This is a genomic window from Streptomyces solitudinis (assembly GCF_036323765.1).
Classification (GTDB): domain Bacteria; phylum Actinomycetota; class Actinomycetes; order Streptomycetales; family Streptomycetaceae; genus Streptomyces.
In genome coordinates this window covers 51,108-72,307 of the sequence record NZ_JAZDCW010000002.1, presented here as the reverse complement: position 1 = coordinate 72,307, position 21,200 = coordinate 51,108, and the positions used below count along the sequence as shown (strand labels likewise).

General features: G+C 73.5%; 23 protein-coding genes. 14 read left to right on the top strand and 9 right to left on the bottom strand.

Annotated features, from left to right (window positions below; translation table 11 throughout):
* Window positions 1–35 precede the first annotated feature (35 nt).
* The gene (gene ku / locus V1J52_RS04075) at window positions 36–1,175 is read left to right on the top strand and encodes a non-homologous end joining protein Ku (protein ID WP_330138184.1); all 1,140 of its coding nucleotides are present in this window, start codon (window positions 36–38) and stop codon (window positions 1,173–1,175) included.
* 124 nt (window positions 1,176–1,299) lie between these two features.
* Here ku and V1J52_RS04070 read toward each other — a convergent pair whose 3' ends face one another.
* The 4 genes from V1J52_RS04070 to V1J52_RS04055 form a co-directional block, all read right to left on the bottom strand.
* Window positions 1,300–1,923 carry a DUF1963 domain-containing protein gene (locus V1J52_RS04070; RefSeq protein ID WP_330138183.1) on the bottom strand — a complete coding sequence of 208 codons (624 nt, stop codon included), beginning with the start codon at window positions 1,921–1,923 and terminating at the stop codon, window positions 1,300–1,302.
* A gap of 53 nt (window positions 1,924–1,976) precedes the next feature.
* The gene (locus V1J52_RS04065; RefSeq protein ID WP_330138182.1) at window positions 1,977–2,189 is read right to left on the bottom strand and encodes a hypothetical protein; all 213 of its coding nucleotides are present in this window, start codon (window positions 2,187–2,189) and stop codon (window positions 1,977–1,979) included.
* A gap of 46 nt (window positions 2,190–2,235) precedes the next feature.
* Entirely contained in the window at window positions 2,236–2,778 is a 543-nt protein-coding gene (locus V1J52_RS04060; RefSeq protein ID WP_330138181.1) for a hypothetical protein, read from the bottom strand.
* Window positions 2,779–3,053: 275 nt separating this feature from the next.
* A complete protein-coding gene (locus V1J52_RS04055) occupies window positions 3,054–3,641 on the bottom strand; it encodes an ALF repeat-containing protein (RefSeq protein ID WP_330138180.1) in 588 nt (195 codons plus the stop codon).
* A gap of 139 nt (window positions 3,642–3,780) precedes the next feature.
* Here V1J52_RS04055 and V1J52_RS04050 point away from each other — a divergent pair, with 139 nt between their 5' ends.
* Complete coding sequence (locus tag V1J52_RS04050) at window positions 3,781–4,380, top strand: HD domain-containing protein (protein WP_330138179.1); 600 nt, start codon at window positions 3,781–3,783, stop codon at window positions 4,378–4,380.
* Between the two features lie 135 nt (window positions 4,381–4,515).
* Here the strand turns inward: V1J52_RS04050 and V1J52_RS04045 are convergent, their stop codons facing one another.
* Window positions 4,516–5,004, bottom strand: coding sequence for a hypothetical protein (locus V1J52_RS04045; protein ID WP_330138178.1), 489 nt, complete (start codon window positions 5,002–5,004; stop codon window positions 4,516–4,518).
* A 13-nt stretch (window positions 5,005–5,017) separates the two neighbouring features.
* A complete protein-coding gene (locus V1J52_RS04040; RefSeq protein WP_330138177.1) occupies window positions 5,018–5,200 on the bottom strand; it encodes a hypothetical protein in 183 nt (60 codons plus the stop codon).
* 298 nt (window positions 5,201–5,498) lie between these two features.
* On the opposite strand from V1J52_RS04040, the gene V1J52_RS04035 reads away from it, so the two are divergent.
* The 5 genes from V1J52_RS04035 to V1J52_RS04015 all read left to right on the top strand — a co-directional run bounded on the left by V1J52_RS04035 (window position 5,499) and on the right by V1J52_RS04015 (window position 9,389).
* Window positions 5,499–6,155: a PASTA domain-containing protein gene (locus tag V1J52_RS04035; RefSeq protein ID WP_330138176.1), complete on the top strand. Its 657-nt coding sequence runs from the start codon at window positions 5,499–5,501 to the stop codon at window positions 6,153–6,155.
* A 208-nt stretch (window positions 6,156–6,363) separates the two neighbouring features.
* Complete coding sequence (locus V1J52_RS04030) at window positions 6,364–6,507, top strand: hypothetical protein (RefSeq protein ID WP_330138175.1); 144 nt, start codon at window positions 6,364–6,366, stop codon at window positions 6,505–6,507.
* A gap of 526 nt (window positions 6,508–7,033) precedes the next feature.
* Window positions 7,034–8,299, top strand: coding sequence for a helix-turn-helix domain-containing protein (locus V1J52_RS04025; protein ID WP_330138174.1), 1,266 nt, complete (start codon window positions 7,034–7,036; stop codon window positions 8,297–8,299).
* A 225-nt stretch (window positions 8,300–8,524) separates the two neighbouring features.
* Window positions 8,525–8,938 (top strand): hypothetical protein, encoded by a 414-nt coding sequence (locus V1J52_RS04020; RefSeq protein ID WP_330138173.1) that lies wholly within the window; start codon window positions 8,525–8,527, stop codon window positions 8,936–8,938.
* Window positions 8,939–9,149: 211 nt separating this feature from the next.
* Window positions 9,150–9,389 carry a hypothetical protein gene (locus V1J52_RS04015; protein WP_330138172.1) on the top strand — a complete coding sequence of 80 codons (240 nt, stop codon included), beginning with the start codon at window positions 9,150–9,152 and terminating at the stop codon, window positions 9,387–9,389.
* A 380-nt stretch (window positions 9,390–9,769) separates the two neighbouring features.
* Here the strand turns inward: V1J52_RS04015 and V1J52_RS04010 are convergent, their stop codons facing one another.
* From V1J52_RS04010 to V1J52_RS04000, 3 genes are all read right to left on the bottom strand, one after another.
* Window positions 9,770–10,048, bottom strand: coding sequence for a helix-turn-helix transcriptional regulator (locus V1J52_RS04010; RefSeq protein WP_330138171.1), 279 nt, complete (start codon window positions 10,046–10,048; stop codon window positions 9,770–9,772).
* A gap of 383 nt (window positions 10,049–10,431) precedes the next feature.
* A complete protein-coding gene (locus V1J52_RS04005) occupies window positions 10,432–10,905 on the bottom strand; it encodes a Dps family protein (RefSeq protein ID WP_330138170.1) in 474 nt (157 codons plus the stop codon).
* Window positions 10,906–11,022: 117 nt separating this feature from the next.
* Window positions 11,023–12,036 carry a rod shape-determining protein gene (locus tag V1J52_RS04000; protein WP_330138169.1) on the bottom strand — a complete coding sequence of 338 codons (1,014 nt, stop codon included), beginning with the start codon at window positions 12,034–12,036 and terminating at the stop codon, window positions 11,023–11,025.
* A 174-nt stretch (window positions 12,037–12,210) separates the two neighbouring features.
* On the opposite strand from V1J52_RS04000, the gene V1J52_RS03995 reads away from it, so the two are divergent.
* The 7 genes from V1J52_RS03995 (at window position 12,211) to V1J52_RS03965 (ending at window position 21,173) form a co-directional block, all read left to right on the top strand.
* Window positions 12,211–12,912, top strand: coding sequence for an SDR family oxidoreductase (locus V1J52_RS03995; RefSeq protein ID WP_330138168.1), 702 nt, complete (start codon window positions 12,211–12,213; stop codon window positions 12,910–12,912).
* 128 nt (window positions 12,913–13,040) lie between these two features.
* Window positions 13,041–14,093 carry a methionine synthase gene (locus V1J52_RS03990; protein ID WP_330138816.1) on the top strand — a complete coding sequence of 351 codons (1,053 nt, stop codon included), beginning with the start codon at window positions 13,041–13,043 and terminating at the stop codon, window positions 14,091–14,093.
* A gap of 56 nt (window positions 14,094–14,149) precedes the next feature.
* Window positions 14,150–16,399: an NAD-dependent DNA ligase LigA gene (gene ligA / locus V1J52_RS03985; RefSeq protein WP_330138167.1), complete on the top strand. Its 2,250-nt coding sequence runs from the start codon at window positions 14,150–14,152 to the stop codon at window positions 16,397–16,399.
* 221 nt (window positions 16,400–16,620) lie between these two features.
* A complete protein-coding gene (locus V1J52_RS03980) occupies window positions 16,621–18,987 on the top strand; it encodes a putative bifunctional diguanylate cyclase/phosphodiesterase (protein ID WP_330138166.1) in 2,367 nt (788 codons plus the stop codon).
* A 142-nt stretch (window positions 18,988–19,129) separates the two neighbouring features.
* A complete protein-coding gene (gene gatC / locus V1J52_RS03975) occupies window positions 19,130–19,426 on the top strand; it encodes an Asp-tRNA(Asn)/Glu-tRNA(Gln) amidotransferase subunit GatC (RefSeq protein WP_330138165.1) in 297 nt (98 codons plus the stop codon).
* 5 nt (window positions 19,427–19,431) lie between these two features.
* Window positions 19,432–20,925: an Asp-tRNA(Asn)/Glu-tRNA(Gln) amidotransferase subunit GatA gene (gene gatA, locus V1J52_RS03970; protein ID WP_330138164.1), complete on the top strand. Its 1,494-nt coding sequence runs from the start codon at window positions 19,432–19,434 to the stop codon at window positions 20,923–20,925.
* Complete coding sequence (locus V1J52_RS03965) at window positions 20,922–21,173, top strand: hypothetical protein (protein WP_330138163.1); 252 nt, start codon at window positions 20,922–20,924, stop codon at window positions 21,171–21,173. Before gatA ends, V1J52_RS03965 begins: the two co-directional genes overlap by 4 nt.
* Window positions 21,174–21,200 lie beyond the last annotated feature (27 nt).

Genomic DNA, 21,200 nt, shown 5'->3' with positions numbered 1-21,200 from the left:
CCGGGCAGTGCCCGGGCCGGTGAGGGGTTGAGGACGTGCGCTCCATCTGGAAGGGCTCGATCTCGTTCGGGCTGGTCAGCATCCCCATCCAGCTCTACGGCGCCACCGAGAACCACTCGGTCGGCTTCCACCAGATCCACACCGCCCACGACTGCGGCGGCCGCATCCGCTACCGCAAGGTGTGCGAGATCGAAGAGGTCGAGGTGCCCTCCGACGAGATCGGCAAGGGCTTCACCGCCGAGGACGGCAGGACGGTCGTGCTCACGGACGAGGACATGGCCTCCCTGCCGCTGCCCACCGCCAGGACGATCGAGATCCTCTCCTTCCTGCCCGCCGAGGACATCGACCCCATCCAGCTCGACCGCGCCTACTACATGGGCGCCGAGACGGCCGCCGCCGCCAAGCCCTACGTGCTGCTGCGCGAGGCCCTCCAGCGCAGCGGCAAGGCGGCCGTCGCCAAGTTCGCCCTGCGCGGCCGGGAGTCGCTCGGGCTGCTGCGGGCGCTGGAGGACACCCTCGTGCTGCACACGATGCTCTGGCCGGACGAGGTCCGCTCGGCCGGGGGCCTCGCACCCGCCGAGGACGTCTCGGTGCGGGACGCCGAACTCGACATGGCGACGACGCTGATGGACTCGCTCGGCGACCTCGACTGGGACGACCTGCACGACGAGTACCGGCACGCCGTCGAGGAACTGGTCGACGCGAAGCTGGAGGGCCGCGAACCGGCCGAGGTCGCCGCCGCGCCCGGCGGCGGCAAGGTCATCGACCTCATGGCCGCGCTGGAGAACAGCGTCGCCGCGGCCCGCGAGGCCCGCGACGGGAAGGACGGCGCGGCGCAGGACGGCGCCGGGCGCGGCGGGGCGGGCGGGGACGGCGGAGGCGGCGGAGGCGAGGAGGCCGCGACCGCAGAGGCCACCGTCCACTCCATCGAACGTCCGGCCAAGAAGGCCCCGGCGAAGAAGACCAGCGGGCGGAAGACGGCGGCGAAGGAGCAGCCCGCGCGGAAGAAGGCGGCCGGGAAGAAGGCGGCGGCACCGAAGGCGGCGGGCCGGGCGGCGTCGGACGGGCGGACCGCGGGGGGCGGGGCGGCGAAGAAGAGCGGCGGGACGAAGAAGGCGGCGCAGGGGAAGAAGACCACCGCGAAGAAGGCGGCCCCGCGCAAACGCGCCTCCTGAGCACCCCGCGCCCGCGGACCGCGGCCCATGCCCGCGGCTCGCACCGTCCGGCCGTCGGCCCCGTACGGGACCTCAGCGCCGCTTGGACGTCACGCGCCGCCCGGACGACACGCGCGCCCGGACGTCAGCACTGCCACAGGAAGGCGGCCCGCGCGCAGGGCCCGCAGACGAAGGCGTAAGCGCAGCCTCCGCCGCCGAAGTTCGCCGCCGTGGTGTGGTCGCGCCCCTCCTCCAGCTGTGCGACGAAGCCCATCGGCTCCCCGCACCCCGGGCAGGCGGGCGTCTCCTCGCCCTGCAGCCACTCGGGCTCCCCGCCCCACTGCCCGAGCACACCCCGCCGCGTCCGGCCCTCTACCTCGGCCCACTCCTCGGAGGCATCGAAGTACGTGGGTGCGTCCACCCGCTCGTACCGCACGCCGCTGACGGCGCCCAGCCGGGTGACCCCGGTGTCCGGCGGCACGGCGGGCGCCACCCCGTCGGCCGGGAGCAGTACCGCCCGGTTGCCCCCGTCCCACGGGTCCCACTGCTCGCACAGGCCCGGCTGCGCGTCGCACATGAAGAGTGCGAGCACGCCGTTCCCGTCGCCGACCGGAGCGTCGAGCCGCAGCTGGGCGAGGAACTGCATCGGTTCACCGCAGTTCGCGCACGGCGGCCACCGGAACCCGTCCGGCACCAGCGGCACGCCGCCGGTCCGCGTCTCCGCCGTGTCCGCCGCCACCGCACCGCCGTACGTCATCAACGTGATCACGCACCCAGGTTAGTCCCCGCGCGTGGCGGCACAGCCCGCCGGTCCGCGGCGGTTCAGGCCGCCTCCCACACATCCGGCCCCGCGCCGCGCCACTCGATGAGGGACCGGTCGTCCAGGGCGAAGTCGTCCTCCGCGAGCCCGGCCCGGCGCAGGAACTCCAACAGGTCCTGCGGGCCGTAGGCGACGCCGAGCCGGTCACCGCTGCGGGTGGTGACCGCCCGGCCGCCGGCGGGAGCGGGGGCGTGCACGATCACGGGCGCTGCCATGCGTCCAGGCTGCGCCGCCCCGCCGCCCGCCGCATCCCCGGGCGGACTATCCGGCCTCGGGCGGGGTGCAGCTCACGTCGTACAGCCTGAGCGGCTGCCCGCCGTCGAGCAGCACGTAGGCCGTGAACGTGGACACCGCCTGGCCCCCGCCCCAGCCCAGCCGGACCGGGGCCCAGCCGACGCCCGCCGACTGCGCGGCCGTCACCTCCCCGACCGCGATGTCGCGCGGAGTGTTCTGGGCGCACAGCAGCAGGTCGTAGCCGGTCGTCCCGGCGGCCCGGCGCTTGAGGCCGTCGGCCACCAGGTTCTTCCGCTCCCACGGGCGCGGGCCGGTGTTGCCGTAGAAGCCCTCGAGGAAGTGGTGGATCTCCTCCGCCGTGTACCGGCCGGCGGACTCCGCCGGGCTGACGGGCGCGGCCGAGGCCGCCCGGTCGGCCCGGCCGGTCCGGTCGGACCCGTCGGCCCGGCCGGCGATGAGGGCGGCGGTGGCGGGGACGGCGGTGGTCAGGGCGAGGGCGGCGGCACATCCCGCGGCGGCGAGCGCGCGCCGTGAGAACGGACGGCCGGGACGGTCGGGTGAACGGAACATACGTCTACTCCGTTTCTGGCAGAGCGCCGGATATGGGCGCTTCGCCGGAGAAGACCCGTTCCGCGCGACGAGGGTTGTGCGGCGGCCCCCGATTCACCCGGACGGGGCCCCTGCCCCGGTACGGCCAGCCCTCCGGCGCGCATGAGCCATGAGCGGCCGTGCCGTGACGACGAGGCCGGGCGCCGTGTCCGGGCCACCGCAGCAGCGGCCGTGGCCGTGCGCTCCCAGCGGCCCGTGCCGGAGTGTGTTTCCCGCACGGGCCGCCGGTGGGGCGGTCAGCCGTCCACCTCGTACCGGCCGGTCTCCAGGAAGTACCGCAGCTCCTCCGGGGTGCCTTCGATGGTCTCCAGGGCGAGCGCGCGGAGGGCGTCGCTGATGGCCGGGTCGGCCAGGAGCCGGAAGACGGCGACGCGGTCGTCCTCGGCCTGGGCGAGGCGGTGGCCGGTTTCGAGGTAGGCGCGCAGGGCTTCGGGGGTGTTGGTGTCGAGGACTTCGTTGATCTCGCGGACGACGGCCTTCCCGGAGTCCGGGTCGGCCAGGAGCCGGAAGACGGCGACGCGGTCGTCCTCGGCCTGCGCGAGCCGGTAGCCCGTGGTCAGGAAGGCGCGCAGGTCCTCCACGGTGCCGTCGAGCGCCTCGCTCCCCTCCCGGTCCACCCCCCTTCCGGCCTCCTCGCGGGCCATCAGGCGCAGGACCGCGATGCGGAGTTCCTCCTCCGACATCTCGTCCACCGGCGTTCCGGACGAAGACGTCACGCTCGCGGACGTGGCCGCCGGGCTTGCGGCGAACGCCGGAGTGCTGAACACCAGGGCGGGCGTCAGGGCGACGGCCGTGACGAGCAGGGCGGCGCGGTGCGTTCTCATGGGTGTGTGCCTCCGTGGCCGGTTTTGTCAGTACGAAGATCATCACAGAGGAGGGCCACGGTGGACGTCGCCGGGACCAGGCAGTCTTCCCCCGGCCTTCGTTGCCGCCCGCCCACCGGTCCGTTGCTAGGCTGCGCCGGTGCCCGTCCTCACCGCCCACGACGCCCGGCTCCTGCACGAGAGGCACGCGCCGGACCCGCTGGCACTGGCCCTCGTCCACACCCACTGCGAGATCGTGGCCCGCATCGCCCGGCAGCTCGCGGAGCGCTCCCCGGTGCCGGTCGACACCGAACTCGTCGAGACCGGCGCCCTGGTGCACGACATCGGCGTGTACCGGCTCAAGGGCGCCGCCTACATCCGGCACGGCATCGAGGGGTACGCGCTGCTGCGCGCCGAAGGGCTGCCCGAGGAGGTGTGCCGTTTCGCCTCCCGGCACACCGGTGTGGGGCTGACGCGCGACGACATCCGCCGCCAGGGCCTGCCGCTCCCGCCCAGGGACTACGTCGCGGAGACGGCCGAGGAGCGCCTGGTGATGTACGCCGACAAGTTCCACTCCAAGAGCAGCCCGCCCAGGTTCGTGGACGCCGCCGCCTACGCCGCCCACGTCGCCCGTTTCGGAACGGGGAAGGCCGCCGCGTTCGCCGCGCTGACCGAGGAGTTCGGCGAACCGGGCCTGGCCCCGCTCATCATCGAATACGGTCACGCCCACGAAACCGCCGCAGACACCACGCAGCCGTGATCCCCGGCCTGGGCGCGCCCCCGTCACCCGCGTGACGCGGTCCGGGGTGCGGGGGGCACACTCGCTCGCGGTCGTGAGACGACGAGCGGGGGCGCCTCCTCCTGAAGGGGCCAGCCGAAGGCGTGCGTGCGACGGTCAGGAGCGTCTGGCCGCGCCCTCGGGCCACACGACGTCCGCCGGCAGCCCCGCCGCGCGTGCGGCCATCACGACGTCCGCCGTGCCGCCCCCCTTGCCGCCCGGCGGCTTCCCGTCCCACACGGCGACGAGCCGTTCGCCCCGCGTCAGCAGGACCGAGTTCGCCGACTCGTACGCCGACCGGTCCGCCGTCGCGTGCGGCATCACCAGTACCTCGGCCGCCGTTCCCACCAGTCGGTCGAACGTGGCAGCGTGGTCCGGCTTCACCTTCCGCTCTCGGTAGTCCTCCGACGGGACGACCGCGACAAGCTGCCCACCGGCTTCGAGAACCGCCTCCGCGAACAGGGAGTCGGAGCCCTTCGCGATACAGGAGAGCCCTACCAGTTCCGCGCCGTGGTATTCGGCGAGCAGCGTCCGCAGCGCCTCCCTGACAAGTGGCACGCTGTCGTCGGTCAGGTCCATGTGGCCAGTTACCGCAAGGGTGGTCACCGGGATCAACTCCTCAGCTCGACAGCAAATCGCGGATACTATCCCGCGCCTGGGCGATGCCCGGCGAGGCGCCGTGGCCCACCTTGTACGGGTAGAGGTCCGCCAGTTGTGCGCGGACCCGGCCGGACTGGGTACGGCGCGCGGCCTCTACTGCCTGCTCCGTGCGCAGTGCGGAATTCCGGTCGAACCGGAGCAATGTAAGACCTTCCCAAGAGCGAGTGGATGGACCGGTACGTGGAGGGCTTGCGGAAGAGCGACGAGAAGGGCCGTGACGCCCTGCAAGATTTCATCGACCAAGGCGCTGCAGAACAGCCGTAGACCGCTCGCAGGAAGTGGAGGGGGAAAGTGCCCGGGGCCTGCCGCCATGGTGGCCTGGGCGCGCGCCACACCAGCGGCCGCCTCCCCCGCCCTGACAGCAGTCCGCAGTGTCACAAGCGGGCAACAGCTGCCGCGATCCGTACACGCACGGTGACAGAAACTCGCACGGTTCCTGCATGCGAAGACTTACCACCGCCACGGCGGCCCTGGCACTTGCTGGGCTGCTCCTCACCGGCTGCACCGATGAAGAGGCTCCCGTCCCCGACCAGACCCCTGCGTCCCGGGAGTCAGCACCCGCTGAGTCTGCCCCTGCCGAAGAGGCCCCTGCTGAGGACGAGGAGGCCGAGACGGCGACGCTCCCCGACATGGTCGGCAAGGGCCTGCAAGCCGCTCAGGACGCCGCTCAGGAAGCGGGCTTCTACGCCCTCACCTCACACGACGCCCTGGGCCGCGACCGCATGCAGGCCATGGACCGCAACTGGAAGGTCTGCTTCCAGACCCCCGGGGCTGGAGAGCACCCGGCGGACACAGAAGTCGACTTCGCTGCCGTCAAGCTGGAGGAGAAGTGCCCCGCCCAGGATGACGTCAGCGCACCGGGCGAGGCCGCCCAGGCGGGCACGATGCCCGATCTCGTCGGCGAGTCCGCAAAGGCTGCTCGCGGAACGCTGCCGACGAACGCCAGCATCATCGTCACCGACGTCTCCGGGCAGGACCGCATGGTCCTCATGGAATCCAACTGGCAGATATGCGCCCAAGCACCGGCCGCTGGTGACCCGTTCGACGGGGATCCGGTCACGCTGGATGTCGTGAAGTTCGAAGAGACCTGCCCCTGACCTATCCCATCGATCTGGAGGGCCCGCGCTCAGCGCCGGTCCCTCCAGGCACGTTCGGGGGTGAGTGCGAGGAGGAGCCCGTGAGCCGCCGCCGTGGCATACGCACCTGCCCGACCCCCGGGCGTCCCGCACTCACCCCCGGGGGCGCTGCACCGGCCTGCGCCGCTCGCGCCCGGGGGAGTGCACGGGGGCGGGGCTACGACACCCGGTGGCCACCCTCGTCTGGCGGGTGATGCGCATGCTCGTGCGCGGCGCGAAGGCGTTGGACGACCTGGTGACGTTCTCCAGGGCACGCATCGAGGCCGGGCGTACCGGCCAGGGCTGGGGCGCTGGCGCGGCTGGCCGCGATTGAGGGGCAGACCCAGGAGACCGCAGACTGCCTGCGGACGGTGGATGCCCGGGTCAACCGCATCGAGCATGAGCTGCATCCCAATGGGGGGGCGTCGGCGCGGGATGCGTTGGACCGGGTGGATCGGCGGATCGCGCAACTCGCCCCGGACCCTGCGCCGGGATCACCGCCCGGTACTGAATGACCTGTGCCCCCGTCTGGCCGTCTGGCCAACAGTGTCGGTCGAGGCCGGGTGGGGGCGCTGTCCTGCCCGAGGGTTAGCCGAAGCTGAGCGCTTCGCTGGGCTCCCACTGGCAGGCGTCGCACACCTGGCCGGTGAGCTCAGCGGCGTCGGTGCGGGGGTGGATGCCGGGCCGCTCGTCGCACTGGCCGCAGAGTGCTGCGCCCGGTGCCTGGGCGGGGGTGGGGCGGCGGGGGAGTGTTCATGCTCGACAGGATGCCCGGTGGCGTGACGACTCGTAGACACAAAGCGGGCCTTGCCCCATAGCCTGGTCAGTGACGAGCTGCACAGGAAAGGGGCAAGGCCGCCATGTCCTCTGATGCTACCCCGCAGAACTCTGCGACCCCCGCAATCGAGCCGATCGCGTTCGGACAGCGACTCCAGATCCTCCGCACCCGACGCGGTATCACCCGCGAAGTCCTGGCCGGGCTCCTCAGCATGTCGCCCTCGTGGGTGAAGCGCGTGGAGAACGGCTCCCTCCAGCCCCCGAAGCTTCCCATGATCCTCCGCATTGCTGAGGTCCTGCGCGTGCGCGACCTTTCAGACCTGACCGGTGTCGAGGACGCTGTATCACTCCCTACGGAGCTCTTCATCGGGCCTGGGCACCAGCGGCTGCCTGCGGTGCGGGCCGCGCTGGACTCCTACCCCTTGACGACCTCCCGCCAGGCACCGCCCATCGACCACCTGCGGGCCCGCCTGTCCAGGGCCTGGTCGTCCCGGCACTCGGCCCCCGAGCACCGCGAGGTGATCGGCGCCCTTCTGCCGGACCTCATCCGGGACGCGCAGCTGACGGCCCGGCAGACAGAGCGGACTGCCGACCGGCGGACCGCGCAGGCGCTCCTGGCGGAGGTGTACGCCCTCGGTCAGTTCTTCCTCGCCTACCAACCGGACTCCAGCTTGCTGTGGCGGGTCGCCGATCGCGGCATGGTCGCCGCCCAGGAGTCCGAGGACCCGCACGCCATCGGTGTCGCCGCGTGGCTGATGGCCGAGGCCCACCGGGACGCGGCCGGGTACGACGCCGCCGACGCGGTCACCACCGAGACACTGCGGTACCTGACACGACACCGGCCGGACGGCGGCGACGACGTGCGCGCGATCGCCGGAGCCCTGGAGGTGGCTGCCGGGTATACGGCGGCCCGCCGGGGAGACACCGGTACGGCGTGGGGGTGGTGGGACAAGGCTCGCGCCTCGGCCAAGGGGCTGGACAAGGGCTACTACCACCCGATCACCTCGTTCTCCCGGACCATCATGGGTGCGCACGCCGTCACCGTCGCCGTGGAGCTGCACGCGGGCGGGGAGTCGGTGCGTCAGGCACGGCGTGCGGACGTGCTGACGATCCCGTCGCGTCCACGGCGTGCCCGGCACCGGATTGAGGAGGCGCGCGGCTACCAGCTGGCTGGACAGGTTGAGACGGCACTCACCACGCTGGAGAAAGCCTTTGCGACTGCGCCGGAGACGGTCCGGTGGAACGGCTACGCGCGGCGGATACTGCTGGAGGAGGCTGAATCACGGGTGCCTGCCCTGCGGCGCCAGGCGTGCGAGTTGGCGGTTCAGGTAGGGGTGCTCGCGGCGTGAGGTAGGGGGCACAATCTGTGCCCCTCCTCTTCGCTCCGGGGTTCTACGGTCGGCGTGACCGTGATCACCCACCCTGGAGTTGTCGTGCAGCCTCTTGCTTCCTGGTCCCCTCCGCCCGGTCCGGACGCGGCCTTCCAGCCGGTAGGCCGCTGGTGGGATGCCGTTCGCGTTCCGGAGACCCTGGCCCGAGCCACACTCGACGAGCTGGGGGACGAATCCGGGGCCGTGATTGAGGATGCTGCCGACCGTATCTGGACGTGGCTCATCGCTCCGGGCGCGGGACTGGCCTGGCCGCGCATCGAGGGCGTGCAGGTGTTCACCGCTGGGCTGGGCCTGTCGATCGAGATCCCGCCGACGGGCGGCCAGCGGGGCGTGCTGTTCTGGCGGTTACTGCCGGACCGCCCCCTGACTGACCCTGACCGGCTCGAAGGGGCGCTGCAGGAGGCGTCCGCTCGCCTGTACGGGCCGCGGACGGTCCGGGCCGTGCGCTGCGGCGGCTGCGGCCGGGACACCGCCGTCCCGGTGCTCGTCGCGGCGGCACCGGCCGCGTCCGGACCGGACCACAGCACCTACGCCTGCCCGGACTGCGCCCCCGCGCTGCCGCCCGGCGTCGGACCGGCCGAGGTGACCGCCCCGTGAGCGGACGCTGCGACGGCTGCGGAACCGATGAGGGCGTGGTGGTCAGCCATGTCGCGGCCCCTTCGGGCCCCGGGTGGGAGCGGACTCTGTGCCCGGCGTGTCTGGCCGCCGAGGGCGAACCGCCGGCCCACTGCAGCACCTGCGGTGCGGCCTGCGACGACCTGCAGCTCTGCAGCGCCCGTATCAGATCCGGGGCGCCGGTGGAATCGGTGTGGGAGTGCCCGCCGTGCTGGTACGGGACGGCCGCCGCGTGAGCGCGGTGGCCCCGCCGGTGAGCCGCGCGCTGCGGCGTCTGGTGGTCACGGGCCGGGTCGTGTGCGTGTGCCGCCCGGCTCCGCCCCGCACCGCCGCGGCCGACGACACCGGCCTCGCGCTGGTGCGGCCGTACGTCGCCCGGGTGCCCCGGCTCGGCGGCGCACCGCCGGCGCCCGAAGGGTGCGGGCCGTGGTGACGCGCCGGGCGGCGGCCGCGGAACCGCTGACTGCCGGGCAGCGGGCGGCGGACCGGGCGTGGGGGGATCTGCTGCGGCACGGCCGTGGCTGTCCGGCGTGCCGCCGCCCCGGCAGCGGGTACCTGTCCGGACGGGCATGCGGCCTACGAGGCGTGGCGGGCCGCCCGGGTACACGGTGCGCCGCCGCCGGGTGGGCCGCCGTACGAGCGGATCGCCCGGGACGGCCTGAGCGACGCGCAGGTGCGGGCGGAGGCGTGCGTGCACTGCGGTGTGCTGCTGGGGGCCGACGCGGTCGATGCGCCGCCGCAGCGGTGGCGGTGGCACGGCGACATCAGCTTCTGGTTCCCCCGCGCCTGCCCCGGATGCCGACCCAGCGCCCCCTAGGCCGGGTCGTCGGCGGGCGGACCGCTCGGCGGCTGGCGGAACACGAGCCCGATATCCGCTTGCAGGGCATCAGCGAGCCGGATCAGGGTGTCGAGGCGTGGGGCCTGGTGGCCCTGTTCGATGCGGTTGACGGACTGGCGGTCGACCTCAGCAAGCTCCCCTAGCGCCTCTTGGGTCAGGTTCGCCTGCAGGCGGGCGGCGCGCAGCTGGTCGCCGAGGGCCCGGCGCCGGTCGAGTACCCAGGGTGGCGGTCGATCATGAGACACCAGATGCACGCTGCGCCGCACCTGGGGAGATGTCTGTATCGCTGGTAATACATTTTGTGATCTTGACGCTTGGTAGCTCACACTGTGCGAGATAGGTGCAGAACTCACGCATCGCCTGCTGCCCCCACAGCGCGACCGCCGGGCATTTGCCTGCGCGTGCCCGAGCTGGCGGCTGCTGGAGACGGCTTCTCGTGCAAGGGCCGTCCCGTCCAGATGGCGGGGACTCCGAGGTCGCCAGGAGAGCCCCCCGGCGCGATTGCCGGGGGGCTCTTCCTTACTCGTGGATTACTCGTCTTACGCCTGAATTACGCAATCTCACGTAACCCAGTGAACGTAACGAACGAAGCGAAGCATCAAGTACGCGCAGGTCAGCGCACCATGACGCTCTCACCTCACTGCTTGTGTTCGGCCTGGAACATCCAGTGGTGCTTCTCCAGTTCGCCGGTGAGGCCGATGAAGATGTCCTCGGTGACCGGGTCGGCCTTGCCGGTGGCCGACATCCGCTCGCGCATGCGGGCGACGACCGCGCCGAGGGCCTCGGTCATGGCGGCCACGGCGTCGATGTCCTGCTGCCAGCCCTCGGTGACGCGGGCGATGCCGCTGCCCTGGGCGACCGTGGCGGCGCGCCCGTCGGGGGCGATGCCGAGCGCGGAGGCGCGTTCGGCCACGGTGTCCGAGTACTGGCGCGCGGTGTCCACGACGTCGTCGAGCTGGAGGTGGATCGTCCGGAAGCGCGGGCCGACGACGGTCCAGTGGATCTGCTTGGCGACCAGCGAGAGGTCGACGAGATCGACCAGCGCGCCCTGCAGCGCCTCACCGACCACCTTGAGGTCCTGCTCCGGCAGTGTGCTCTTCACGGCGTACATCCGTTGACCTCGCTCCTTCGGTTCCCTTGGGGAGGGTGGTGTGCTTCATGCGCCCTGACGTGCGGGATCGTCCGCTTTCGCCGGGCACGTCACTGCGCGTACCCCGCGATCGGCCCGTCACGCCACCGCGGCGGGCGGGGTGAAGCGGGTCTCCAGTCGGGAGAAGTCCTCCAGGCAGCGGCCCGTGCCGAGGGCGACGCAGCTGGCGGGTTCGTCCGCGACGATGACCGGCATGCCGGTCGCCCGGGAGAGCCGCTCGTCCAGGCCGTGCAGGAGGGCGCCGCCGCCGGTGAGGACGATGCCGCGTTCCATGATGTCGCCGTACAGTTCGGCCGGGCAGGCGTCGAAGGTGGCGTTCACCGCGTCGGCGATGGCCTGTACGGGCGTGTCCAGGGCTTCGAGGACGGTCTCGGTGCCGAGCTGGACGCTCTTGGGCATCCCGGTGACCTTGTCGCGGCCCCGCACCATGAGCTGGGTGTCCTTGCCGATCGCCGTCTTGATCTGCTCGGCGGTGCGGGCGCCCACCGATATCGTGTGCTTCTTCTCGATGTACGCCGAGATCGCCGCGTCCAGCGCGTCGCCGGCGACGCGGGAGGAGCGGGCGGCGACGACGCCGCCGAGGGAGATGAGGGCGACCTCCGTGGAGCCCGCGCCGATGTTGACGACCATCGAGCCGCACGGCTCGTAGACGGGCAGCCCGGCGCCGATGGCGGCGGCCATCGGCGCCTCGATGAGGTGCACCGAGCGGGCGCCCGCCCGGGAGGTGGCTTCCAGGACGGCGCGCCGTTCGACGCCGGTCACGCCGCTGGGGGTGCAGACGATCACGCGCGGTGCCCGGTTGCGGCTGCGCCTGGTCTTGTTGATGAACAGCCGGAGCATGCCCTCGGCCGCCTCGTAGTCGGAGACGACGCCGCCCTTGAGCGGGCGGGTGGTGATGATGGAGCCCGGCGTGCGGCCCACGGCCTCGCGGGCCTCGTGGCCGACGGCGAGCACGTTGCCCGTGCGCGTGTCGACGGCCACGACGGACGGCTCGTTCAGGACGATGCCGCGCCCGCGGGCGTACACGAGGGTGTTTGCGGTACCGAGGTCTATGCCGAGGTCACGGGTGCTGAAGGACGTCGTGTTGGCCATGGACGCGACTCCACTGTGAGCGGGGTGGGCTGGGGCTGGGCGGGTGCTGGGGATGCGGGCTGACGGGCGGGCCGGCGGGGGAGCGGCGGTACGTGAAGCCTTGTCTGAATTGTCGCCCTCGTGCCGCGTCGTGCCACCGGACGGGCCGGACCGCTACGGCAATAGGGTGTCGGCATGGCTACGCATCTGATCACCGGAGCAGGTTCGGGTATCGGGGCTTCGGTCACCCGGGCGCTGCTGGAACGCGGCGACGAGGTGTGGCTGCTGGCCCGTGACGCCGGGCGGGCCCGGCAGCTCGCCGGGGCGTTCGCGGACGCCCCGGGCACCGTCCGCACCCTCGTCGGGGACCTGGCCGAGCCCGAGCGGCTGTCCTGGGCCTTCGGCCACCAGGGACTGCCGGGCGAACTGGACTCCCTGCTGCACGTGGCGGGCGTGTGCGAACTGGGGGCCGTCGGGGAGCTGACCCCGAAGGTCTGGCAGGCCACCCTCGCGGCCAATCTCGTCGCCCCGGCCGAGCTGACCCGGCTGCTCCTGCCGCAGGTGCGGCAGGCGCGCGGCCAGGTGGTGTTCGTCAACTCCGGCGCCGGGCTGCACGCGCACCCGCAGTGGAGCGCGTACGCCGCCAGCAAGCACGGGCTGAAGGCGCTCGCGGACTCGCTGCGCGGCGAGGAGCGCGGCAACGGCGTGCGGGTGACGAGTGTCTACCCCGGCCGCACCGCCACGCCGATGCAGGAGAAGGTGCACCGCCAGGAGGGCAAGGCGTACCGCCCGGAGGACTGGATCACGCCCGAGTCCGTGACGCGGACGGTGCTGGCCGCGCTGGACCTGCCGCGCGACGCGGAGGTCACCGACCTGACCGTCCGCCCCGGCGGCTGACGCCGGACGTCTCCCGGCCGTGCGGGACCCGCGCGCGGCACGCCCGCACGCCCCGGGCCCGGTCCGGGCGCCGGACCCGTGCCGCGCACCGGGCCCGGCGTCCGTAGGCTGCAGGCGTGAGTGACACCGTGAGCAACAAGTCGAGGTTCAGCTGGGGTCCGGGCGCGGCGAGCGGCATCGGATCGATGCCCGGGGAGGACGCGCGCGAGACCGCGAGGACGGTCGTGGGGACGCTGGAGGCCCCGCCCCACCTGCCGTTCCTGCCGGAGCTGCCCGCCCGCGGCCCCGGCGCCGACATGATCGGCCGCACCACGGGCCTGCTCGTGGAGCTGTACGCCCGCGTGGAGCCCAGCGGCTGGCGGCTCGGCGACCGGCCCGGGCGCGACACCCGCCGGGCCCGCGCCTGGCTGCGCGAGGACCTGGACGCCCTGGAGGAGCACGCACAGGGCTTCACCGGCCCGCTCAAGCTGTCCGTCACCGGCCCGTGGACGCTGGCCGCCGCGCTGGAGCGGCGCAACGGTGAGGCCGTGCTCGGTGACGCGGGGGCCCGCCGGGACCTGGTGGCGTCGCTGAGCGAGGGGGTGCGCGACCACCTCGCGGACGTGCGGCGCCGCGTCCCCGGGGCGCGGCCCGTGCTGCAACTGGACGAGCCGTCCCTCACCCCGGTGCTGACCGGCCGGGTGCCGACGGCCAGCGGCTACCGCACCCACCGGGCGGTCGACCGGGCCGTGGTGCGCGACGCGCTGGCCGAGCTGGTCGCCGCCGCCGGGGACAGCCCGGTGGTGGTGCACTCGTGCGCCCCGGACGTGCCGTTCGCGCTGCTGCGCCGGGCGGGGGCCGCCGGCGTCTCCTTCGACGCCGCGCTGCTCACCGAGCGTGATGACGAGGCGATCGGGGAGGCCGTCGAGGGCGGCACCGCGCTCTTCGCCGGGATCGTTCCCGCCGCCGGGGGTGTCGTTTCCGGCGCGGTGCCCGCCGCCGGGGCATTGTCGGACCCGGGCGGTAGCGTCATGGGTGTCAGGTCGTTGTGGCGCAGGCTGGGGCTGTCGCCCGGTCTCCTCGCGGAGTCCGTGGTGATCACTCCGGCGTGCGGTCTCGCGGGGGCCGCGCCGGGGTACGCCCGTGAGGCGCTGGCGCACTGCGTCCGGGCGGCGCGTTCACTCGCCCATGACCCTGAGTGAACGGATCTGGGTGACGGGCCGGGGCTGACCGGGCCGAGCAACGGGAGGACGAGACGGTGGCTGCCGAAGAGGCCGTGAGCGTGCCCGCCGAGGTGCGGGAGCAGCACAAGCGCCTGGCGGAGGAGGTCGACGAGCACCGCTTCCGGTACTACGTGAAGGACGCGCCGGTCGTCTCGGACGCCGAGTTCGACCGGCTGCTGCGCGAGCTGGAGGCGGTGGAGGAGCGGTACACCGAGCTGCGCACGCCCGAGTCGCCCACCCAGCAGGTCGCGGGCCACTACGAGACCGAGTTCACGGCCGTGGCCCACCGGCAGCGGATGCTCTCGCTCGACAACGCCTTCGACGAGGAGGAGCTGGCCGCCTGGGCCGAGCGCGTCGCCCGCGAACTGGGCGAGGTGCCGTACCACTTCCTGTGCGAGCTGAAGATCGACGGGCTCGCGGTCAACCTCACCTACGAGCACGGCCGCCTCACCCGGGCCGCCACTCGCGGCGACGGCCGCACCGGCGAGGACATCACGCCCAACGTGCGCACCATCGCCGACATCCCCGAGCGGCTGCGCGGGCAGGACGTCCCGGCGCTGGTGGAGATCCGCGGCGAGGTGTTCTTCCCCATGGAGCGCTTCGAGGAGCTGAACGCCCGGCTCGTCGCCGAGGGCAAGCCGCCGTTCGCCAACCCGCGCAACGCCGCCGCCGGATCGCTGCGCCAGAAGGACCCGCGGGTCACCGCGGGCCGCCCGCTGCACATGCTCGTGCACGGCATCGGCGCCCTGGAGGGCACGCGTCCGGCCAGCCTCTCCGCGGCGTACGGCCTGCTGCGCGACTGGGGCCTGCCCACCTCGTCGCACAACCGCGTGGTGGGATCCCTCGAAGGGGTGCGGGAGTTCATCGCGGAGTCCGGCCGCCGCCGGCACGCGCTCGGGCACGAGATCGACGGCGCCGTCGTCAAGCTGGACGAGATCCCGCTCCAGGGGCGGCTCGGCTCCACCTCGCGCGCGCCGCGCTGGGCCATCGCCTGGAAGTTCCCGCCCGAGGAGGTCAACACCAAACTGGCCGACATCCGGGTGGGGGTCGGACGCACCGGGCGCGTCACCCCCTACGCCGTGGTGGAGCCGGTCACGGTGGCGGGCAGCGAGGTGGAGTTCGCCACCCTGCACAACCAGGACGTCGTCAAGGCCAAGGGCGTCCTCATCGGGGACACCGTGGTGCTCCGCAAGGCCGGTGACGTCATCCCCGAGATCCTCGGGCCCGTGGCGGACCTGCGGGACGGCAGCGAGCGCGAGTTCACCATGCCCGCCGCCTGCCCCGAGTGCGGCACCGCGCTGAAGCCGATGAGGGAGGGGGACGTGGACATGCGCTGTCCGAACGCCCGTTCCTGTCCGGCGCAGTTGCGGGAGCGGCTGTTCTACCTGGCGAGCCGCAAGTGCCTGGACATCGAGCACTTCGGCTACGTCGTCGCCACGGCGCTGACCCAGCCGCTGGAGCCCGCCGAGCCCCCGCTGCGGGACGAGGGCGGCGTCTTCGACCTGACGGTGGAGCAGCTCCTGCCCATCAAGTCGCACGTCCTGGACCCCGACACCGGGCTTCCCAAGCGCGATCCGGAGACGGGCGAGGCGAAGGTCGTCACGCTCTTCGCCAACCTCAAGGGGGAGCCGCGCAAGAACACGGTCGCCATGCTGGAGAACATCGCGGCCGCCCGGCAGCGGCCTCTGGCGCGCGTCATCACCGGGCTGTCGATCCGGCACGTCGGCCCGGTCGCGGCGGAGGCGCTGGCCCGGGAGTTCCGCTCGATCGACCGGATCGCCGAGGCCAGCGAGGAGGAGCTGGCGGCCACCGAGGGCGTCGGCCCGACGATCGCCGCCTCGCTCAAGGACTGGTTCGCCGAGGAGTGGCACCGCGAGATCGTGGAGCGCTGGCGCGCCGCGGGCGTCCGGATGGCGGAGGAGGGCGGGGCGGACAGCGGCCCGCGTCCGCTGGACGGCCTCACCGTCGTCGTCACCGGCACGCTGGCCACCCACACCCGCGACGAGGCCAAGGAGGCGTTGCAGAGCCGCGGCGCCAAGGTCACGGGTTCGGTCTCGAAAAAGACGGGATTCGTCATTGTGGGTGATAATCCGGGATCAAAATATGACAAGGCAGTGCAGTTGAAGGTACCCGTTCTCGACGACGCGGGGCTCGCCGTCCTGCTGGAGCAGGGGCCCGAAGCGGCCCGCGCGGTGGCCCTCGCCCCGCCCGGCGAGGAAGCCGCTGAGCAGGCCGGGGAGCAGCCCGGTGAACCGGTCGGCGAACCGGCCGGGGGAGCAGCCTGACACCCCGTCATGAGACACCCCGTCACCCCGGCCGCCCGGCGCCGCCCGGCCGCCGCGCGTCCGCGCAACACCCTTGCGTCGGCTGGAATGTGACGGACAATTAGCCCGCCGCGGGCGAGTTGCCGCGGCCGATCGGTGCCCCTGACACCCGTCTGGCGCCTACTGTGGGAGACGTGCGCCCGCCGTGGCGCGGTGCACCGACGGCCGTGAGAGGGACGCGCATGCAGCAGACACCTGAGGAGCGTGGAGAGGGCAGCCCCCGCCCGTCACTCCCGTACCGCTCGCCAGCCGGTCCCGCCCCGCGCGCGCCGCGCGGCACCCGCACCGACCGTTCCCGCCCGCCCGGCCCCGGTCCCGTGCCCGCCACCGCCGGGGCCGGAGTGCCGCCCGCGCCGCCCCCGCCCGCCCCGGACGGCACCCGGGACGGACGCGGGGACGGGCCGCGCGGGGGCGGGCCGCGCGGGGGCGGGCCGCGCGGGGACGGCGGGAGCGCCGGACCGCGGCTGCGGCGCGCCCTGTTCGCCGCCGTGCCGCACCTGCCGGCGCTCGTCCTCGCGGCGGCGGGCGGTGTGCTGCTCGCGGGCGTCTACCGGGTGCTCGACCAGGGCCGCGCCCTGTTCCCCTCGGGCCCCGCGGGCTGGGCCCTCGCCCTGCTGACCGGCGTCGTGGTCGGCCACCTCGTCGCGCTGGGCCGGGACCGCTGGCGGTGCGGCACCGGTTCGGGCGCCGCCCTCACCCTGGCCATCCTGCTGCTCTACGGCTGGGTGCCCGCCACGCTTGTCAGCGTGGCCGTCGTCGCCCTCGCCGGCGCCGCACGGCACCGCCGCAAGATCCACCAGGCCCTCGTGCACGGTGCCGTGGACGTCCTCGGCATCGGCGCGGCGGCGCTCACCATGGCCGTCTTCGGCACCCACCCCTCCGTCGAGGTGCCGTGGGCACCGGAGATCTGGCGCTGGGCTGCCGTGCCCGAGGTGCTCGCGGTGGCGTGCACCTACCTCGTCGTCACCCGGGTCCTGCTGTGGTACTGCCTCAGCCCGTGCGCCGCGCTGCCCACCGCGACGCGCGCCGCGCTGATCCGGCAGGGCCTGGTGTGCCTGGCGCTGCTGGGCATCTCGCCGCTGATCGTGGTCGTCGCCGTGGCCATGCCGGTCGTGCTGCCCCTGTTCGCGGTCCCCTTAATCGCGCTCGACACGGCGCTGTGGATCTCCAGTGCCCGCGCCGAGGAGCAGCTCCGCGACCCGCTCACCGGCCTGCCGAACCGGCTGTGGCTGATGGAGCGCACCTGGACCGCCCTGGACACCGCCGAGCGGCACGGCACCAGGGCGGCGCTCGTCCTCATCGACCTCGACCGCTTCCGGTCCGTCAACGACACCCTCGGCCACCTTGCCGGGGACCGGCTGCTGCTCCAGACCGCCGACCGGCTGCGCGCGGCCCTGCCGCGCGGCGCGGAGGCCGCCCGGCTCGGCGGCGACGAGTTCGCGGTGCTGCTGCCCGACGCGGTGTCCACCACGAGCGCGCAGCGCGTGGCGCGCGCCCTGGTCACCGCCCTCAGCTCCCCGCTCGACCTGGAGGGCCTCACCCTCGTCCTGGAGGCCAGCGCGGGCGTCGCCGTCTACCCCGACCACGCCCGCGAGGCCGAAGGGCTGCTGCGGCGCGCGGACGTGGCGATGTACGAGGCCAAGCGGGACCGCAGCGGCGTGGAGGTCTACGACGCCGCCCGCGACGGCAACACCCCCGACCGCCTCGGCCTCCTCGCCGACCTCCGGCGCGCCCTGGACGCGGGCGAGGTGGCGCTCCACTACCAGCCCAAGGTCCGCTTCGACGGCGAGGTCGCCGGGCTGGAGGCCCTGGTGCGCTGGGAGCACCCCGAGCGCGGCCGGGTCCCCCCGGACACCTTCATCGCCATCGCCGAGACCTCCGGGCTCATGCCCCGGCTCACCGAGTACGTGCTGGAGACGGCCCTGCGCCAGGTCGCGGCCTGGCGCAGGGCGGGGCTGACGGTGCCCGTGGCCGTCAACGTCTCGCCGCGGGACGTCCACACCCCCGGCTTCGCCGGAGCGGTGGCCGCGCGGCTGGCCCGGCACGGCGTCCCCCCGGGCGCGCTCCAGCTGGAGATCACAGAGCACGTCCTGCTGGAGGACCCGCAGCAGGCCGCCGACACCCTCGCCGGGCTCACCGGGCACGGCGTGAAGATGTCGCTGGACGACTTCGGCACCGGCTACTCCTCCCTGGTGCACCTGCGCAGGCTGCCGGTGAGCGAGCTGAAGATCGACCGCTCCTTCGTGGCCCGGCTCGCCGTGGACAGCCAGGACGCCGAGATCGTCCGCTGCACGGTGGACCTCGCCCACTCCCTCGGGCTGCTCGTCGTCGCGGAGGGCGTGGAGGACGACGAGACGTGGGAACGCCTGCGGGACCTGCACTGCGACGCCGTCCAGGGCTGGCTCGTCGCCGCGGCGATGCCCCCGGCCGAGGCGACGGCGTGGCTGCGGGCGCGCGGCGTGCCGACGGCCCGGGGCGCCGCCGCGCTGAAGGGCGCCCGGGTGCTGCCCCCCGGCGTCCCCGCACCGCTGAAGGGCAGTGGCGGCTAGAAGCCGGGGGCGCGGGACGGGGACGTCCGCGTGCGCCTGCCCGCGCGGCCGCACCGGGTCAGCGCCACGCACGTCACTCACGCGACTAGGATTGGCCCGCATACCCGGACCGCAAAGCCACAGAACCCCTAAGGACCGCCGCATGCCTGGCATCACGCGCGAGGAGGTCGCGCACCTCGCGAAGCTGGCACGCCTGGAGCTGAAGGACGAAGAGCTCGACCACTTCGCCGGACAGCTCGACGACATCATCGGAGCGGTCGCCACCGTCTCCGAGGTCGCCACCGAGGACGTGCCGCCGACCTCCCACCCGCTGCCGCTGACCAACGTCATGCGCCCGGACGAGGTCCGTCCGAGCCTGACGCCCGAGCAGGCGCTCTCCGGCGCGCCCGCCCAGGAGCAGCAGCGTTTCAAGGTGCCGCAGATCCTGGGGGAGGAGTGACGGGCATGACCGATCTGACCAGGCTCACCGCGGCCCAGACCGCCGAGCGCATCGCCCGCGGCGAGACGTCCGCCACCGAGGTCGCCGAGGCGCACCTCGCCCGCATCGAGGCCGTCGACGAGAAGGTCAACGCCTTCCTGCACGTCGACCGCGAGGGCGCGCTCGCCGCGGCCCGCCGCGTGGACGACAAGCGCGCCGCCGGCCGGGAGCTCGGCCCGCTGGCCGGGGTGCCGCTGGCGCTCAAGGACATCTTCACCACCGAGGGCGTGCCCACCACCGTCGGCTCCCGCATCCTCGAAGGCTGGGTGCCGCCGTACGACGCCACGGTGACGCGGCGGCTCAAGGACGCCGACGTCGTCCTGCTCGGCAAGACGAACCTGGACGAGTTCGCCATGGGCTCCTCCACCGAGAACAGCGCCTACGGGCCCACCGGCAACCCCTGGGACCTCACCCGCACCCCCGGCGGCTCGGGCGGCGGCTCCTCCGCCGCGCTCGCCTCCTTCCAGGCACCGCTGGCCATCGGCACCGACACCGGCGGCTCGATCCGCCAGCCCGCGGCGCTCACCGCCACCGTCGGCGTGAAGCCGACCTACGGCGGGGTGTCCCGCTACGGCATGGTCGCCTTCTCCTCCTCGCTCGACCAGGGCGGCCCGTGCGCCCGCACCGTGCTGGACGCGGCGCTGCTGCACGAGGTCATCGCCGGCCACGACCCGCTGGACTCCACCTCCATCGACGCGCCGGTGCCCGACGTCGTCGCGGCGGCCAGGAACGGCGACGTGCGCGGTCTGCGCGTCGGCGTCGTCCGGGAGTTCTCCGGCGAGGGCTACCAGGACGGCGTCATGCAGCGGTTCACCGAGTCCGTGGACCTGCTGCGGGAACTGGGCGCCGAGGTCACCGAGATCTCCTGCCCGTCCTTCACCAGGGCGCTCGCCGCCTACTACCTGATCGCGCCGAGCGAGTGCTCCTCGAACCTGGCCCGCTTCGACGCCATGCGCTACGGCCTGCGCGTCGGCGACGACGGCAGCCGCTCCGCCGAGGAGGTCACCGCGCTCACCCGCGAGGCCGGGTTCGGGGCCGAGGTCAAGCGCCGCGTCATGCTGGGCACCTACGCGCTCAGCTCCGGCTACTACGACGCGTACTACGGGTCGGCGCAGAAGGTGCGCACCCTGATCACCCGCGACTTCCAGCGGGCCTTCGACTCCGTGGACGTGCTGGTCTCCCCGACGTCGCCCACCACCGCGTTCCCCATCGGCGAGCGCGCCGACGACCCGATGGCCATGTACCTGGCCGACCTGTGCACCATCCCGTCCAACCTGGCCGGCAACGCCGCCATGTCGCTGCCCTGCGGCCTCGCGCCGGAGGACGGGCTGCCGGTGGGGCTGCAGATCATCGCCCCCGCCATGGCTGACGACCGGCTCTACCGGGTAGGCGCGGCCGTCGAAGCCGCCTTCCACACCCGGTGGGGGCATCCGCTGCTTGAGGAGGCACCGTCGCTGTGAGCAAGTCCAGCACCTTCAGCAAGGCCAAGGGGTTCAAGAAGTCCAAGGCCGGCACCTACCTGTCCATCGGCACCTCGCTGTTCGGCGCGGTCAGCGTCGTCAAGCAGGCCAAGCAGGCCCGGCACGACGGCGACCGGCTCCAGCTCGTCGACGCCGCGATCTCGGCCGCCGCCATCACCACCGGTGTGCTGCTCCTGGTCCGCGAACTGCGGCGCATGTCCAGCGACGACATCCTCGCCGGCGACTGACGCAGGCTGATCGGAAGGCAATCCCTC

Excerpts from the sequence above, each read along its gene's own strand:
- V1J52_RS04065 (WP_330138182.1), bottom strand. The coding sequence starts at position 2,189 with ATGGCAGCGCCCGTGATCGTGCACGCCCCCGCTCCCGCCGGCGGCCGG.
- V1J52_RS04060 (WP_330138181.1), bottom strand. The coding sequence starts at position 2,778 with ATGTTCCGTTCACCCGACCGTCCCGGCCGTCCGTTCTCACGGCGCGCG.
- V1J52_RS04055 (WP_330138180.1), bottom strand. The coding sequence starts at position 3,641 with ATGAGAACGCACCGCGCCGCCCTGCTCGTCACGGCCGTCGCCCTGACG.
- V1J52_RS04035 (WP_330138176.1), top strand. The coding sequence starts at position 5,499 with ATGCGAAGACTTACCACCGCCACGGCGGCCCTGGCACTTGCTGGGCTG.
- V1J52_RS04025 (WP_330138174.1), top strand. The coding sequence starts at position 7,034 with ATGTCCTCTGATGCTACCCCGCAGAACTCTGCGACCCCCGCAATCGAG.
- V1J52_RS04005 (WP_330138170.1), bottom strand. The coding sequence starts at position 10,905 with ATGTACGCCGTGAAGAGCACACTGCCGGAGCAGGACCTCAAGGTGGTC.
- V1J52_RS04000 (WP_330138169.1), bottom strand. The coding sequence starts at position 12,036 with ATGGCCAACACGACGTCCTTCAGCACCCGTGACCTCGGCATAGACCTC.
- V1J52_RS03995 (WP_330138168.1), top strand. The coding sequence starts at position 12,211 with ATGGCTACGCATCTGATCACCGGAGCAGGTTCGGGTATCGGGGCTTCG.
- V1J52_RS03980 (WP_330138166.1), top strand. The coding sequence starts at position 16,621 with ATGCAGCAGACACCTGAGGAGCGTGGAGAGGGCAGCCCCCGCCCGTCA.
- gatC (WP_330138165.1), top strand. The coding sequence starts at position 19,130 with ATGCCTGGCATCACGCGCGAGGAGGTCGCGCACCTCGCGAAGCTGGCA.
- gatA (WP_330138164.1), top strand. The coding sequence starts at position 19,432 with ATGACCGATCTGACCAGGCTCACCGCGGCCCAGACCGCCGAGCGCATC.